This window comes from Serratia entomophila (assembly GCF_021462285.1).
GTDB lineage: Bacteria > Pseudomonadota > Gammaproteobacteria > Enterobacterales > Enterobacteriaceae > Serratia > Serratia entomophila.
In genome coordinates this window covers 94,983-112,736 of record NZ_CP082788.1, presented here as the reverse complement: position 1 = coordinate 112,736, position 17,754 = coordinate 94,983, and the positions used below count along the sequence as shown (strand labels likewise).

General features: G+C 51.8%; 10 protein-coding genes. All 10 read left to right on the top strand.

The features are described from left to right. Positions 1–25 precede the first annotated feature (25 nt). The 10 genes from KHA73_RS24325 to KHA73_RS24285 all read left to right on the top strand — a co-directional run bounded on the left by KHA73_RS24325 (position 26) and on the right by KHA73_RS24285 (position 17,698). Positions 26–550 (top strand): fimbrial protein, encoded by a 525-nt coding sequence (locus tag KHA73_RS24325; protein WP_010895787.1) that lies wholly within the window; start codon positions 26–28, stop codon positions 548–550. After that, positions 516–1,328 (top strand): MrpH family fimbial adhesin, encoded by an 813-nt coding sequence (locus KHA73_RS24320; protein WP_010895788.1) that lies wholly within the window; start codon positions 516–518, stop codon positions 1,326–1,328. The genes KHA73_RS24325 and KHA73_RS24320 overlap by 35 nt, the downstream gene beginning before the upstream one ends. A 178-nt stretch (positions 1,329–1,506) precedes the next feature. Continuing rightward, positions 1,507–2,100 (top strand): MrpH family fimbial adhesin, encoded by a 594-nt coding sequence (locus tag KHA73_RS24315; RefSeq protein WP_010895789.1) that lies wholly within the window; start codon positions 1,507–1,509, stop codon positions 2,098–2,100. Positions 2,101–2,229: 129 nt separating this feature from the next. Next, positions 2,230–3,456, top strand: coding sequence for an EAL domain-containing protein (locus KHA73_RS24310; protein ID WP_010895790.1), 1,227 nt, complete (start codon positions 2,230–2,232; stop codon positions 3,454–3,456). Positions 3,457–4,500: 1,044 nt separating this feature from the next. Continuing rightward, a complete protein-coding gene (locus KHA73_RS24305; protein ID WP_010895737.1) occupies positions 4,501–4,800 on the top strand; it encodes a putative holin in 300 nt (99 codons plus the stop codon). A 5-nt stretch (positions 4,801–4,805) separates the two neighbouring features. Further along, positions 4,806–5,078, top strand: a complete 273-nt coding sequence (locus tag KHA73_RS24705; RefSeq protein WP_010895738.1) for a phage holin family protein — start codon at positions 4,806–4,808, stop codon at positions 5,076–5,078. Then, positions 5,075–5,509: a lysozyme gene (locus KHA73_RS24300; RefSeq protein ID WP_010895739.1), complete on the top strand. Its 435-nt coding sequence runs from the start codon at positions 5,075–5,077 to the stop codon at positions 5,507–5,509. Before KHA73_RS24705 ends, KHA73_RS24300 begins: the two co-directional genes overlap by 4 nt. A 134-nt stretch (positions 5,510–5,643) precedes the next feature. Then, positions 5,644–12,759, top strand: coding sequence for a Tc toxin subunit A-related protein (locus tag KHA73_RS24295; protein WP_169558213.1), 7,116 nt, complete (start codon positions 5,644–5,646; stop codon positions 12,757–12,759). A 53-nt stretch (positions 12,760–12,812) separates the two neighbouring features. Continuing rightward, on the top strand, positions 12,813–17,099 hold the full coding sequence (locus tag KHA73_RS24290; RefSeq protein WP_010895735.1) for a SpvB/TcaC N-terminal domain-containing protein: 4,287 nt from the start codon (positions 12,813–12,815) through the stop codon (positions 17,097–17,099). Between the two features lie 68 nt (positions 17,100–17,167). Beyond that, positions 17,168–17,698 (top strand): DUF2514 family protein, encoded by a 531-nt coding sequence (locus KHA73_RS24285; protein ID WP_169558214.1) that lies wholly within the window; start codon positions 17,168–17,170, stop codon positions 17,696–17,698. The last annotated feature ends 56 nt before the right edge of the window (positions 17,699–17,754 follow it).

The following is a 17,754-nucleotide window of genomic DNA, read 5'->3' as shown; positions in this document are numbered from 1 at the left end:
TCTCGGCAGTTGATGGAATAAATCTATGTTAAGTGAACGTAAGTTATTAAGCCGTTCCTCGGCTTTCTGGTTAGGACTGTTCTCCTTGACTGGTGCGTATGGTGCGACACAGAAAACGGAAACGGTTAACGTTAATATTAGCGGTGTTATTGTCAGTAAACCCAGTTGCAGCATCAGCGACAACGAAACTATTGTGGTCAACTTTGGTGGCGGCATCGGTGTAAATAAGATTGATGGAGGAAATTACCGGCAATCTATCCCTTATACTATTACCTGCGATGACACCACGGATTCATTACAACTCACATTAAAACTCACCGGGAACGCAGTCGACTTTGATAAAGATAATGCGACGATTCGTACCGCTGAGCAAAGCGATCTTGGGGTGAAGATATATCAAAATGGAACGCCGCTGGAGCTGGGTAAAGATATCAACATCAATATCAACAGCATTCCTACACTGTCTGCATTATTAGTAAAGCGTGATGGTTCCACCCTATCTGAAGGAGAGTTTAATGCAACTGCGACATTACATGCCGAATATCAATAATATCTTAATGATTGGATTTATTTTTTTATTCAAAGCAACGCAGGCGCAGGCTGTAGATTTATACAGAATTGAATATGGCAGCGGTGGCGTTGTGACAATTTCAAAAGGTGAAGATTATGATTCTGACGCCTCTAGCGGAAATAATTGGAACTATTGTGGTTCTCTCAATAAGGCGACGTTGAGTATTTCAAATGAATCCAGTTATATAGCCAGCAGTTCTGGATCAGCAAATAAAAAACAGATTGGGACAACAAATGGTAATTCAAATGGTAACTGTCTCACCGCTGTAGGTTCTCTATTTCCTGTTACAACTTCGTTCATAGGTAAAGTTAATTCTGTCTGCGTTTCTGGCGGAACGATCTTAGATCACTTCAAAGGATCGATGAGGTGCTATGGAAGTTCTGATTTTACTTCTTCCATAAAAGACGCCACCTGTGATATCTCATCCGGAGATATTACTCTTGATTATGGAACAATTCTGTCTGATGAAGTAGACGGAAAGTCTATATCGACAAATGCAACCATCTCATGTACAGGTGGTAGTTCTCAAGGCGAAGTCTCCGTTGCGCTTTCGTTGGGGGATGAAAACGTTAATCTTAAAAACGATAATAGCCTTTACGCCCAATTAAATCTTGACGGTAATGGCAAGTCAACCACTGCGACAATAGATATTAATGGCTCAACTAATATTAGCCTGACCAGTACCTTGCATACGAACGGTAACGTTTCGAGCGGTGCATTCAGCGGCAGTTCTGTTTTGACTATGACATACTACTAAATAGTATACAAATATCGGCGGATCTACCATTGTTAAACTGGCGGGTTTTTATGGGAGAATTAATTTTGTTACACGTGCTTGGAATCTGTAATATATTTATTTTTATATAAATAATTCTTACGCAGCCAACACTGCTTCCATAAGTGATATTTTTAATGTTGAATATACCGACAACTACATGGTTGTTACTAAAGGGCCAATATTTGACTATCAGAAGGAAAATACCAGTGAATATTCAGATAAGGTTCCAGGGGTTTTGGGTGGGAATTGTATCGGGGCCATTGAATCGTTATTGCCGTGGTTGGTAGCATATACCTCTACGTTTCCACGTGCTAGTTCTGTTTACATCTTTGTCGGAACTATTATTATAGATAATATGTCTGAGTATTGTCAGTCAGGAGGTTTTTCGCCCATTGTTACTGGTGCTATTTGTACTATATCATCTGGAGACATAACTCATGATTATGGGACGCTTTTGTCTCATGAGGTTGATGGCCGGTCAATGACAACGACGGCTACTCTTACCTGTAGCGGTGGTATGGTTGGTAGCACTATGGTTTCTCTGTCTTTAAACGATGTCTCAATTAGCCTTAAAAATGATAGTAGCCTGAAGGCCTCTTTGGCTCTTAATGGCAGCGGTACATCAACGAGTTACGATATTGATGCTAATAGCTCTGCCACTCTTAGTGTGGTCAGCACCTTGAATAGCAACGGCAATATTTCCAGCGGGATGTTCAGCGGCAACTCTGTTTTGACCATGACATACGACTGATATATTCCATTTTATTAGTCATGCTTAATGCGGATTTTATTTTTTCAAGACGAGTGCATTTTCAAGAGCATTATTCCTCGCGAAGAACTCGCTTTTCCAAGCATCCCAAAATGTTGAGAATACCTACAAATGGTTTACAAGCGTTATTCGTATTTTCGTCTATTTGTCACCCTGGCGGTGCTGGCTATTGTGACGCTGAGCATCGTCCTCACGGCCTCGAGGAAAATATCTGCAAGTGTAGAACGAGATATTTATCGGCGGCCGCCCTTGGCTATCGTACAATTTGACGAGACCTTTGAACTGGCCCAGCGGACGATCATGCTCGATGATCGTCCACGTCGCACCCTGCACCTGCGGGTAGATGATATAGAGTTGGACGAGGCGGGTAACGTGACCACGGTAGCGCGCGAAAATTATATTGAGCGCCAGTTGTTCTCATCGCGCTATCCCTATTCAGTTACGGCAGTAGCCACTCAGTTTTCTCAGACCCCTCTTATCGGTGACTATGTTGGCGTGAGTTTGGCGTTACTTCCTGTGTTGGCGATTATTGCAGGAATAACAACTTTGCGCATGGTGTGGAGGATAACCTCACCCCTGGCTCAGCTCCGGCGTGCATTACGCAAGCAACAATTTATGCCTTATTTTCAGCCGATAGTTCGGGGGGGCTCTGGAGAACTGACCGGCGCCGAGGTGCTGGTTCGTTGGCAACATCCGAAAATGGGGGTTTTGTCCCCGGCGAACTTTATTGCTTTGGCTGAGGAGAGTGGGCTGATAGTACCTATGACTCGCGATCTTATGGCTCAGGTCAGGGAGTGTTTTTCCCCTCTGGCAAACAGGCTACCTGGAGATTTTCATTTCGGATTTAATATCAGCGCATATCATTTTAATGATATCAATTTGATTGATGACTGCCGTGATTTCCTGAAGGCATTCGGTTTGCACCGGGTGAAACTGGTGCTGGAACTCACAGAGCGTCAGGTGCTGGTCAGCAACGAATTAACTATCCATATTATCCAGTCGCTGCATCAGTTAGGTGTACTTATCGCGCTTGACGACTTTGGTACGGGGTATTCCAGCTTGTCTTATTTACAAGATCATCAGATAGATATATTGAAGATCGACCGGCGATTTATTAGCCAGATTGGCGCCGATACCCTTTCTTGCCATATCGTCGATCACCTGCTGAGTTTAGCTGAATGTCTGGATATCACCACTGTGGCTGAAGGGGTGGAGACAGAAGCGCAACGTGCCTATCTTTGCCAGCGCCAATCGGTTCATCTGCAGGGTTACTTATTTGGTCGACCTGAAAGCCAGGATTTATTTTTACACCAATGGTTGGGTGGGCTTCCTTTCTGAACTGGTGCATCATTTAGCCGGCATCATCAAAAGATGCATGGAAATACAAATATCATATTTACAGACACCCAAGTTGATGACCTGCTCCGTGAGTTGAAATGCCGACGGGGGAAATCAGCAGCCTTTTCAACTCATGGAGCAGGGGGAAATCAATCCTCAATAACCCGCATTGGATATCCTGCCAGTGTGCATTTAACCTTTTTAGTGTGTTTCCTTAATATCCCAATCGTTGAATCGCTACATACGGCAGACATTAGTATCTCACTTATCATCAAAGTAATATCACACCGAGAATGCTAATTTCATGATATGAAAACGTTCCATTAATAAATTTTCAGAAACCTAACACGGCATTTTTATGCTGATCAGTGAATTGATTGTTTCTGAAAAAATTAATTGCACCTCTGCCACTTATCAGATAAAAACACCCCATGCGGTAAGTTTTTTATTTTTTATTAATGATTTTATTAATGATTTTATTAATGATTTTATTAATGATTTTACTATAGATGAATGTTAACATGGGTGATAATTTACTTTACTCAATTTAATTGTTGGTATGACCATGTTTTAGATGAGTGGCACGGATTCATTATTGTAAAAAAAGTATCTAAAACCTTTAGCAGCAATCCTACTTGAGGATGACCTCGACAGGACTTGATTATTGCCATTTTTTACGAAGGAAGATGACGGGTGATAAATAATAAAAAAAACAAAAGTATAGCCTTAGGTATCGCCGATTACATCCAGTAACACTTATTGACTTTTTTTTACTTCTACCGTTAGCTATAAATATGATATTTAAATCTGTATTTTTATATAAAACCAGTTTATGATGCTGGATTGGTCATTAAAGTCGTTATATGTGATCGTTATCTGTCATTGATTGGTGTTTAATCTTTTATTCTTCCAGTGAGGTTTCAGGGGGAATGTATTGGGTAATCATACTCATGTCATTTGTTGCTTTGATGTTAAATTAACGTGTTCATTCATTATGTTCTACTGTTGTTTCTATTGTCCGGAACGACCATAGAGACTGTCGCTATGTTAATAGGAATATTTGACTGGTTATATGCGCCAAGGGTTATCGCTGCACTCTCTGGGGCGATGGTATTCATCATTACGCAAGATAACTTCATTGGTGTCAGACGGGTGTTATTGTTTTTTGTGTCTTTTTTACTCGGTTTGACATTTTCAGAGACAACAGCTTCCGTTATCAACTTCTATATCCCGAATGATATACATATAGGAAATGACCTTGGTGCCTTTGTTACCAGCGCCGTGACGGTGAAGCTTTTTGTTATCATTATGAGCAAGATAGAGAGAAAATATCTTGGAGAATAACCGCCATGTTCCAAATCATACTTCTTAATGTTAATGCCGTGATTTGCTTGGCTATTGCCGTCAGATTATTCCTGTGGCGTATCAATCATAAAATGAAAAACATTGTCGTCTCTTTTATTGCTTTTCTCATTATTACGGCGTGCGGCGCTGTCTCCATCAGGACGATGACGGGGGAGTATTACTATGCGGATTGGTCCGAGACGATCATTAACCTTTCGCTTTTCCTGTCTGTTTATATACGCAATGGCGAAATCCTTCGGTGGGGGGAGAAAAAATGAAGATAAGTTCCCGAGGTATCGCATTAATCAAAGAGTTCGAAGGTCTGCGCTTACACGCTTATCGCTGCGCCGCTGACGTCTGGACTGTCGGTTATGGCCACACGGCAGGGGTTACAAAGGGTGACATCATCACGGTCGATGAAGCCCAGACGATGCTGACAAACGATATTACCGTATTTGAACGGGCGGTCAGTCAGGCCGTCGCGGTTCCTCTGAATCAGTCGCAATACGATGCCCTGGTTTCTTTGGTTTTTAATATTGGCCAGGGGAATTTTAAACGCTCTACCTTGTTGAAAAAACTCAACAAACAGGACTATGTCGGCGCCGGGAACGAGTTTTTACGCTGGACCCGGGCCAATGGGAAGGTCCTTCCCGGACTGATTCGCCGACGCGAAGCTGAACGGGTGTTGTTTGAGAAACTGGGTGCATAACCCTTTGCGACGTACCCACAAGATGAAGATAACACCGCGTACTGAGCGGTGGCGCAACAATGAATAAATGACTGTGTACGGCCTGTCCTTCACAACGGATGGGACCATCAACGTAATGAATGAGGCAAGACATTATGTATAATATTGATGATATTCTGGAGAAAGTGAATGCTCCACGAGCACGCCTGTCAGAAGAAAACGATACAGCGGTGACGCTGACGGATTTATTCTCGCGTTCGTTTCCCGAGGTCAAAAAAATCACTGGCGACAGCCTGTCATGGGGAGAGGTCTGCTATCTGTACAGTCAGGCGCAGCACGAACAGAAAGAAAACCGGCTCACCGAATCCCGTATTCTGGCCCGGGCGAATCCCCTACTGGTGAATGCCGTTCGCCTGGGAATACGGCAGGCAGCCGGCAGTCGCAGCTATGATGACTGGTTTGGCTCCCGCGCAGACCGTTTCGCCCGCCCCGGCTCGGTGGCCTCCATGTTCTCACCGGCGGCGTATCTGACCGAGCTGTACCGTGAGGCGAAGGACCTGCATCCGGACACCTCGCTGTTCCGGCTGGACATCCGGCGTCCCGACCTGGCGGCGCTGGCCCTTAGCCAGAATAATATGGACGACGAGCTCTCCACCCTGAGCCTGTCCAATGAGCTACTGTATCGCGGTATCGGGGCAGCGGAAGGGCTTGACGACGACAGCGTCAGGGAGCTGCTCGCCGGGTATCGCCTGACCGGCCTGACCCCCTATCACTGGGCGTACGAGGCGGCCCGCCAAGCCATTCTGGTGCAGGACCCGACGCTGATGGGGTTCAGCCGTAATCCGGATGTGGCGCAGCTTATGGACCCTGCCTCCATGCTGGCCATTGAAGCCGATATTTCACCGGAGCTGTATCAGATACTGGCCGAAGAAATTACGACAGACAGTTACGAAGCACTCTGGAGTAAGAATTTTGGTGATATGCCTCCCTCCTCACTGTTATCTTATGATGCACTTGCAACATTTTATGATCTTGATTACGATGAGCTAACTTCGTTATTGTCATTAAGGCTGGACTTTTCAAATCCAAACAATGAATACTACATTAATAGTCAATTAAGTGTCGTAACTCTGAATGAAAGCACTGGTTTAATAACTATACATCATTATTTAAGAACGCTAGGCGGAGACTCACAGCAGATTAACCCTGAGCTTATACCTTATGGGGATGGAACATATCTTTATAATTTCAGCGTGGTGTCAACGATATCAGAGGATAGTTTCAAACTAGGGTCGTTAGGTTCTAACAGTAGCAATCTTTACTCTGGGGATTATCAGCTTCAAAAAGGGGTTCGCTATAGCATTCCTGTTGAAATAGATGAAGGAAAGTTAAATGATGGGATCACAATAGGATTGAGTAGGAAAGGGGGGGGATATTACTCAACAGTAAACTTCACTCTGATTGAATATGATCCTGCGATATTCATTCTTAAATTAAATAAAGTTATCCGCCTATACAAGGCCACGGGCATGACCACGGCGGAAATATATCAAATCACCAATATTCTTAATAACGGTCTCACCATTGACCATGCGGTCCTGAGTAAAATCTTCCTGGTCCGTTACCTGATGCGTCACTATCAGCTTGATGTGGCCCGGTCACTGATATTGTGCAACGGAACCATCAGTGACCAGGCGTTCAGCGGCGAAACCGGCCTGTTCACCACGCTGTTCAACACCCCACCGCTGAACGGCCAGCTGTTTTCTGCAGATGATACCCCCCTCGACTTACGCTCTGAAGCACCGGAGGATGCTTTCCGTCTCAGCGTACTGAAACGCGCATTTAACATCAGCGCCTCGGGGCTTTCCACGCTCTGGCAGTTGGCCAGCGGTGACAGCAGCGCTGGGTTTAGCTGCTCTGCTGACAATATCGCCGCACTCTACCGAGTGAAACTCCTGGCTGACATCCACGACCTATCCGCTGGTGAGCTGTCAATGTTGCTGTCCGTCTCCCCTTTCAGCGGGGTGGCCGCCGGCTCGCTGTCCGATAATGAGCTGACGCAGTTTCTGTACCAGACCACCACCTGGCTCACGGAGCAGGGCTGGACGGTCAGCGATGTGTTCCTGATGCTGACGACGCAGTACGGTACCCTGCTGACCCCCGACATTGAGAACCTGCTCGCTTCCCTGCGCAACGGACTGTCGGGCCGTGAGCTGTTCCCGGAAACGCTCCCCGGCGATGGCGCTCCCTTTATTGCCGCCGCCATGCAGCTGGACGCCACGGATACGGCGAAGGCGATGCTGACTTGGGCGGACCAGTTGAAGCCAGAGGGGCTGACGCTGACGGAATTTATTCTTTTGGTGATGAATGCCGCCCCAAATGACGAGCAGGCGGGCCAGATGGCAGGGTTCTGCCAAGCCCTGTGGCAACTGGCACTGATCATCCGCAGCACCGGCCTCAGCACGCGCGAGCTGACGCTGCTGGTCAGCCAGCCGGGACGCTTCCGCACAGGATGGCACCATCTGCCCCATGACCTGCCGGCGCTTCGCGACATTACGCGTTTTCATGCCGTCGTTAACCGCAGCGGCAGCCATGCCGGGGAGGTCCTGACCGCACTTGAGACCGGAGAACTGTCGTCAGCCCTGCTGGCCCGGGCCCTGTCACAGAATGAGCAGGATGTGACCGGCGCCTTGGCGCAGGTGAGGGGGGCCGGTGAACAGGACAACAGCGTGTTCACCTCCTGGGAAGAGGTGGACCAGGCTGAGCAGTGGCTGGACATGAGTGAGACCCTGTCCATTACGCCATCCGGTCTGGCTAGCCTGATTGCCCTGAAGTACATCAATGTGTCCGATGACAGTGCACCGTTGTACAGCCAGTGGCAGGTGGTATCCGGTCTGCTGCAGGCCGGGCTGAAAAGCAGCCAGAGCTCGGCGCTGCACGATTATCTGGAGGAGGGGACCAGCAGCGCCCTTTGTGCGTATTATCTGCGTAATCTGGCACCGAACATGGTATCCGGGCGCGATGACCTCTTCGGGTATCTGCTGCTGGATAATCAGGTGTCAGCCAAGGTAAAAACCACCCGCATTGCGGAGGCCATCGCCGGCATACGGCTGTATATCAACCGGGCCCTTAACGGAATAGAACTCAGCGCCATGGCAGAGGTGAGGGGGCGTCAGTTTTTCACTGACTGGGATACGTTCAACAAACGTTACAGCACCTGGGCGGGCGTCTCAGAGCTGGTTTACTATCCGGAAAACTACCTCGACCCGACGGTCCGTATCGGGCAGACCGGCATGATGGACACCCTGCTGCAGTCTGTCAGCCAGAGCAGTATCAACCGCGATACCGTGGAGGATGCCTTTAAAACCTATCTGACCACGTTTGAGCAGATTGCCAATCTGAACACTGTCAGCGGATATCACGATAACGCCAGCATGACGCAGGGGACTACATGGTATGTGGGTCGCAGCATCACAGATCAGACTAACTGGTACTGGCGCAGCGCCAACCACAGCAAAATCCAAGACTCAATGATGCCCGCGAATGCCTGGACCGGATGGACAAAAATTAACTGCGGAATGAATCCGTGGTCAGATCTTGTGTGCTCGGTGTTTTTCAACAGTCGCCTTTATGTCGTCTGGGTCGAAGAGAATCAGTCTGCTGATACGGAGGCAGAGAGCACGACAACCACGCAGCAGAGCTACACGCTGAAACTGTCGTTCCGGCGCTACGACGGTACATGGAGTTCCCCGGTGTCGTTCGACATTACCGGCAACATCGCATTTCCGGAAACGCAGGGCATGCATGTGACCTGTAATCCCCTGACTGAGCAGCTCTATTGCGCGTTTTACTCCGTCACCAGCAAGCCGGACTTTGATAACGCTCAGCTGATTTCTGTGGATAATGATATGACGCTAAATGTCATCTCAGATATAGGGATTTTTAAGAGCGTCAGTCACGAATTTAATACGAGCACTGAGAAATTTATTAATAATGTTTTTTCAGACCCTTCCGCTAATTATTTTGTCAGTGCAACGAGTTTAATTGATGATGTTATCCACAGCGATTTCTCACTCCTTAATTCTAAAACTACAAGTACTGTTTTTACTAATGAAGATTCCTCTCTTTTGACGCCAGAGCTTCATATTACAGCAAATGTTTCGTGTTTTGTTAGTACTGCTGGCATCGCCACTCAATCTACCATAGAAAAATTCGTTCAGGCAGGGATAGAATTTGAGGAAATTAATTTTTATGCAGGCCAGGCCGCCGGCGGATTTGACGGATTTGTGGGAGTGGATGTTTCTAATTCAAAAGTATACCAGGTCGGAAAAGAAGCAGTTGGTGTCACTGTAAAATCTTATTCCGTCACTGGCGTTAGTGGTTCTGTTGAGTTATTTATTGATTCATCAAATAAATACTTCAGCGGAATTTTGTCAGATAAAATGATAACCGCTTTAATTAGCGGCAGTACATCAAAAGTTAATTACGTGTCGTCTATTGGCTCTCAAGATTTTTGGAGTGTAAAGTCGCTCATGCCGGCACTTCAGATATATGAATTAATCGATGATATCATACTGACATCCGGCGTAAATGGGACTGAAATTAAATCCTGGCCTTCCGCTGAATGGTATAATGATAAGCTGAGTCTGCAATCCGGGAATAATCTTTTCAACACCAAATCGCTGAGTTTTACCGTTAATACCAGTGATATTGTTGAAGATGAGTTTGACGTGACGTTTACGTTCACCGCTGTCGATCAGAATAACGTCGTGCTGGCCGCCCGGACGGCCATATTAACCGTCATTCGAAACATTAATAATGACACTTCCGTTATCGCATTACGTAAAAATACGCGTGGCGCGCAGTATATTCGTTTCACTGCGGGTAACGATGTGGCGCTTATTCGCCTCAACACCCTCTTTGCCCGCCAACTGGTCGACCGGGCGAATACCGGGATTGACACCATTCTTTCCATGGAGACCCAGAGGCTTACCGAACCCGCCCTGGAAGAGGGGAGTGATGTGTTTATGGACTTCTCCGGAGCCAATGCCCTCTATTTCTGGGAGCTGTTCTATTACACGCCGATGATGGTGTTCCAGCGGTTGTTGCAGGAACAGCACTTCCCGGAAGCCACCCGCTGGCTGCAGTATGTCTGGAACCCGGCCGGGCACGTGGTAAACGGGGTGCTGCAGAATTACACCTGGAATGTCCGTCCGCTGGAGGAGGACACCGGCTGGAACGACTCGCCGCTGGACTCCATTGACCCCGATGCAATAGCCCAGTACGACCCCATGCATTACAAGGTCGCCACCTTTATGTCGTACCTCGACCTGCTGATTGCCCGCGGTGATGCCGCCTACCGGCTGCTCGAGCGGGACACCCTTAACGAGGCCCGGATGTGGTACGTCCAGGCCCTGAACCTTCTGGGCGACGAGCCCTATATTTCCTTTGACGCCGACTGGTCGGCGTTGACCCTGGGTGACGCAGCCAGCGAGGTGACGCGACGCGATTACCAGGAGGCCCTGCTGGCCGTGCGCCGGTTGGTGCCCGCTCCCGAGACACGGACGGCGAATTCCCTGACGGCACTGTTCCTCCCGCAGCAGAACGAGGTGCTCAAAGGCTACTGGCAAACCTTGGCACAGCGGCTCCATAACCTGCGCCACAACCTCTCCATTGACGGCCAGCCGCTTTCCCTGTCCGTCTACGCCACGCCGTCCGAACCGTCCGCCCTGCAGAGTGCCGTCGTCAACAGCGCGCAGGGTGCTGCAGCACTGCCGGCCGCGGTGATGCCGCTTTACAGTTTCCCGGTCATGCTGGAGAACGCCCGGGGGATGGTGAGCCTGCTGACCGGGTTCGGCAACACACTGCTCGGTATTACCGAGCGTCAGGATGCGGAGGCGCTGGCCAAACTGCTGCAGACCCAGGGCAGTGAACTGATACGCCAGGGCCTTCGCCAGCAGGATAACGTCCTCGAGGAAATCGATGCGGATATTGCCGCCCTGGAGGAGAGCCGCCGCGGCGCGCAGATGCGTTTTGAACGTTACAAAGTGTTGTACGAGGCGGACGTCAACACCGGCGAAAAACAGGCCATGGACTTGTACCTCAGTTCGTCCGTGCTGTCGGCATCAACCGCCGCGCTCTTTTTGGCCGAGGCCGCGGCCGATATGCTGCCCAATATTTACGGGCTGGCCGTCGGGGGCTCCCGCTATGGGGCACTATTTAAAGCCACCGCCATCGGCATCCAGGTGTCCTCCGATGCCACCCGCATATCAGCGGACAAAATCAGCCAGTCGGAAGTGTACCGCCGTCGCCGGGAGGAGTGGGAAATCCAGCGTGATAGTGCGCAGTCTGACGTGGCGCAGATTGATGCCCAGCTGGCGGCCATGGCAGTGCGCCGGGAAGGGGCTGAGCTGCAGAAAACTTACCTTGAGACCCAGCAGACCCAGGCACAGGCGCAGTTGGCATTCCTGCAGAGTAAGTTCAACAATACGGCTCTGTACAGCTGGCTGCGGGGCAGGTTGTCCGCCATTTATTACCAGTTCTATGACCTGGCAGTATCCCGCTGCCTGATGGCGCAACAGGCCTGGCAGTGGGATAAATTCGAGACTAGGTCGTTTATCCAGCCGGGGGCCTGGATGGGGGCAAATGCCGGTCTGCTGGCCGGGGAAACCCTGATGCTGAATCTGGCGCAGATGGAGCAGGCCTGGCTGACGGGGGATGAGCGGGCAATAGAGGTGACGCGGACGGTCTGCCTGTCGGAGGTCTATACCAGCCTCGCGGAGGATGCGGCATTCTCTCTGGCCGACAAGGTGGTGGAACTGGTCAGTAACGGTTCGGGCAGTGCGGGTACGAAAAGCAACGGATTACAGATGGATCAACAGCAACTCGAGGCCACCCTGAAACTGGCTGACCTCGGTATCGGCAACGATTACCCGGTCTCCCTTGGCACCATGAGGCGCATCAAACAAATAAGCGTCACGCTCCCGGCGCTGGTCGGCCCCTATCAGGACGTCCGTGCGGTTCTCAGCTACGGCGGAAGTATGGTCATGCCCCGGGGTTGCAGCGCGCTGGCGGTCTCACACGGAATGAACGACAGCGGCCAATTCCAACTGGATTTCAATGACCCGCGTTACCTGCCGTTTGAAGGACTTCCAGTTGATGACACAGGGACCCTGACACTGAGCTTCCCGGATGCTGACGGCAAACAACAGGCGATGCTCCTCAGTCTGAGCGACATCATCCTGCATATCCGTTACACCATTATCAGCTGATAGGTATCAACATAGCGCAGGCCCCCGAACGAGGGCCTGCGAGGAGACTGAGCATGCAAAATCATCAAGACATGGCCATTACTGCCCCCACGTTGCCTTCCGGGGGCGGTGCGGTCACCGGGCTCAAGGGTGATATCGCGGCGGCAGGGCCGGATGGTGCGGCGACCCTGAGTATTCCCTTGCCGGTTAGCCCCGGTCGGGGTTACGCCCCCACTGGGGCACTTAATTATCACAGCCGGTCGGGGAACGGCCCCTTTGGCATTGGCTGGGGTATCGGCGGTGCTGCTGTCCAGCGTCGTACGCGCAACGGAGCACCTACCTACGATGATACTGATGAATTCACCGGTCCGGACGGTGAGGTGCTGGTGCCGGCACTCACGGCTGCTGGCACCCAAGAAGCACGGCAGGCCACCTCACTACTGGGGATAAACCCAGGCGGAAGCTTCAACGTTCAGGTTTACCGTTCACGTACGGAGGGTAGTCTCAGCCGCCTTGAGCGTTGGCTGCCCGCCGACGAGACAGAAACGGAATTTTGGGTGTTATATACCCCTGACGGACAGGTGGCTCTGCTGGGCCGAAATGCGCAGGCTCGCATCAGCAACCCCACAGCCCCAACACAGACGGCGGTTTGGCTGATGGAGTCCTCGGTATCACTTACCGGCGAACAGATGTATTACCAATACCGTGCGGAAGATGATGACGGTTGTGACGAGGCGGAGCGCGACGCGCACCCGCAGGCCGGCGCCCAACGTTATCCGGTGGCGGTCTGGTATGGTAACCGTCAGGCGGCTCGGACGCTACCGGCGCTGGTGTCGACACCATCAATGGATAGCTGGCTGTTTATCCTGGTGTTTGATTATGGTGAGCGTAGCTCGGTGCTGTCTGAAGCGCCGGCCTGGCAAACACCAGGAAGTGGGGAGTGGCTGTGTCGTCAGGATTGTTTTTCCGGGTATGAGTTTGGTTTTAACCTGCGGACTCGCCGCCTGTGCCGTCAGGTTTTGATGTTCCATTACCTAGGTGTTCTGGCGGGGAGTTCGGGAGCGAATGATGCGCCAGCATTGATTTCTCGCCTGTTGCTGGACTACAGGGAAAGTCCTTCACTCAGTCTGCTCGAGAACGTGCACCAGGTGGCTTATGAGTCGGACGGGACGTCTTGTGCCTTGCCGGCACTGGCATTGGGGTGGCAAACCTTTACCCCGCCGACATTGTCGGCATGGCAGACGCGTGACGATATGGGCAAGTTGAGTTTGCTTCAACCCTATCAGCTTGTAGACCTTAACGGCGAAGGTGTGGTGGGTATCCTGTATCAGGACAGCGGTGCCTGGTGGTACCGTGAACCGGTACGCCAGTCGGGGGATGATCCGGATGCTGTGACCTGGGGGGCGGCTGCGGCCCTGCCGACAATGCCCGCTTTGCATAACAGCGGCATCCTGGCGGATCTTAATGGGGATGGTCGGCTGGAGTGGGTCGTTACCGCCCCCGGTGTGGCGGGGATGTATGATCGCACCCCCGGCCGCGACTGGTTGCATTTCACCCCCCTGTCAGCCTTGCCCGTAGAATATGCGCATCCAAAAGCAGTGCTCGCCGATATCCTGGGGGCTGGGTTAACGGACATGGTGCTTATCGGGCCGCGCAGTGTTCGCCTCTATTCCGGCAAAAACGATGGTTGGAATAAAGGGGAGACCGTGCAGCAAACGGAAAGACTCACTCTGCCGGTCCCGGGGGTTGACCCACGTACCCTCGTGGCGTTCAGTGATATGGCTGGCAGTGGACAGCAGCATTTGACGGAGGTGCGTGCTAATGGAGTACGTTACTGGCCAAACCTGGGGCACGGTCGTTTCGGTCAGCCGGTGAATATTCCCGGTTTTAGCCAGTCAGTGACTACGTTTAACCCTGACCAGATATTGCTGGCCGATACCGACGGTTCCGGTACCACGGACCTGATTTATGCGATGAGTGACCGGTTAGTCATTTATTTCAACCAGAGTGGTAATTATTTCGCCGAGCCGCATACGCTGCTCTTGCCGAAAGGTGTGCGCTATGATCGCACCTGCAGTCTGCAAGTGGCGGATATCCAGGGGCTGGGGGTGCCTAGCCTGTTACTGACGGTCCCCCATGTCGCGCCTCATCACTGGGTGTGCCATTTATCGGCAGACAAACCCTGGTTGTTGAATGGCATGAACAACAATATGGGGGCCCGGCATGCACTGCACTATCGCAGTTCGGTGCAGTTCTGGCTGGATGAGAAAGCCGAGGCACTGGCGGCAGGCAGTTCCCCTGCCTGCTACCTGCCATTTACATTGCATACCCTGTGGCGTTCGGTGGTGCAGGATGAGATCACCGGTAACCGTCTGGTCAGCGACGTGCTTTATCGCCACGGCGTCTGGGACGGGCAGGAACGCGAGTTTCGGGGGTTTGGTTTTGTTGAGATCAGGGATACCGATACCTTGGCAAGCCAGGGTACGGCGACGGAACTGAGTATGCCTTCTGTGAGCCGGAACTGGTATGCCACCGGGGTACCGGCAGTAGACGAGCGTCTGCCGGAGACGTATTGGCAAAACGATGCCGCCGCTTTTGCCGATTTCGCGACCCGTTTCACTGTCGGTTCAGGAGAGGATGAGCAGACATATACTCCGGACGACAGCAAGACATTCTGGTTGCAGCGAGCCCTGAAAGGCATCCTGCTGCGCAGTGAGTTATACGGTGCCGATGGCAGCAGCCAGGCCGATATCCCTTACAGCGTCACTGAGTCTCGCCCGCAGGTACGGCTAGTTGAAGCGAATGGAGACTACCCGGTGGTGTGGCCGATGGGCGCGGAAAGCCGTACGTCAGTTTATGAACGGTACCACAATGATCCTCAATGCCAACAGCAGGCGGTACTCCTCAGTGATGAATACGGTTTCCCACTGCGTCAGGTCAGTGTCAATTATCCACGACGCCCTCCGTCGGCGGACAATCCATATCCGGCGTCCTTACCGGCGACGCTGTTCGCCAACAGTTATGACGAGCAGCAGCAGATATTACGCCTGGGGTTGCAACAGAGCAGTGCACATCACCTTGTTTCACTGTCTGAGGGGCATTGGTTGTTGGGGTTGGCGGAGGCGTCGCGGGACGATGTATTCACGTACTCTGCGGACAACGTGCCGGAAGGGGGTCTGACGCTGGAACACCTGTTGGCGCCCGAAAGCCTGGTCTCGGATAGTCAGGTCGGTACGCTGGCGGGTCAGCAGCAAGTCTGGTATCTGGATTCACAAGACGTTGCCACCGTCGCTGCTCCGCCACTCCCCCCCAAGGTAGCTTTTATCGAAACGGCCGTGCTGGATGAGGGTATGGTCAGTTCACTGGCTGCCTACATTGTGGATGAACATCTCGAGCAAGCCGGTTACCGGCAATCCGGATACCTTTTCCCTCGAGGCAGGGAAGCAGAACAGGCATTGTGGACCCAGTGTCAGGGATATGTTACCTATGCCGGCGCAGAGCATTTCTGGCTACCGCTATCCTTTCGGGACAGTATGTTGACCGGCCCAGTTACCGTGACGCGTGACGCGTACGACTGCGTCATCACGCAGTGGCAGGATGCCGCAGGGATTGTCACCACAGCCGACTATGACTGGCGCTTCCTGACGCCCGTCCGGGTGACGGACCCCAATGATAATCTGCAGTCCGTCACTCTGGATGCTCTGGGCCGGGTGACCACCCTGCGATTCTGGGGCACGGAGAATGGTATTGCCACCGGTTACAGTGATGCCACGTTGTCCGTTCCGGACGGCGCAGCAGCCGCTCTGGCGTTGACGGCGCCCCTACCAGTAGCACAGTGTCTGGTGTATGTCACGGACAGTTGGGGAGATGACGACAATGAGAAAATGCCCCCGCACGTGGTCGTGCTGGCTACCGATCGCTATGACAGTGATACCGGACAGCAGGTCCGCCAACAGGTGACATTCAGTGACGGTTTTGGGCGTGAGTTGCAATCGGCAACCCGGCAGGCCGAGGGCAACGCCTGGCAACGAGGACGCGACGGCAAACTGGTGACGGCCAGTGACGGATTGCCGGTCACTGTAGCAACGAATTTCCGCTGGGCGGTCACCGGGAGGGCGGAGTATGACAATAAAGGTCTGCCTGTTCGGGTTTATCAGCCGTATTTTCTGGACAGTTGGCAATATGTCAGTGATGACAGTGCCCGCCAGGACCTGTATGCCGACACGCACTTTTACGATCCGACGGCACGGGAATGGCAGGTTATTACGGCAAAAGGTGAACGGCGACAGGTGCTGTATACCCCGTGGTTTGTGGTCAGTGAAGACGAGAATGATACCGTTGGGCTAAACGACGCATCCTGACTGGGAAGGAGGGGGGGACGGTGATGAGTCCGTCGCCCCTGACAGGCGCTGCCCTGATGGAGACAAAGATGAAAATACACTATCAGGTTGCGGCGGTTGTGCTGACAGGTGTTATGGTTTGGGGGCTTTCCCATTGGCGTTACACCGTCGGTTACCACGCGGCAGATACTCAATGGCAACAACGCCAGGCCGAACAGGAAAGGGCCGATGCGTTGGCCCTCCTGGCAGCAGAAACCCGGGAAAGAAAGTGGGAGCAGCAACGACAGACTGACATGAACAAGGTGGCTATACATGCTGAAGAAGAACTGGCTGCTGCGCGTGACGCTGCCGCTGATGCTCAGCGCACTGGTCAGCGCCTGCAGCACACCGTTACCACCCTCCAGCGGCAACTTGCCAGTCGTGAAACCCGCCGCCTTTCCGCAGCTACCGCTATCGGTACAGACGACCTCGGAGGCCAACCCGGCGTTTTGTTTGCCGAACTGTTCCGCCGCGCTGACCAGAGAGCGGGAGAGCTGGCAGCGTATGCTGACAGGACCAGAGTGAAATGGCAGGCCTGCGGGCGCGCCTATCAGGCGGCTACGCACGAAGCAGAAAAATAAGGCGATTTAGCCGTTAAGGAAAAGTGACGGTGTTTTCGCGATTAATATTAACAGGA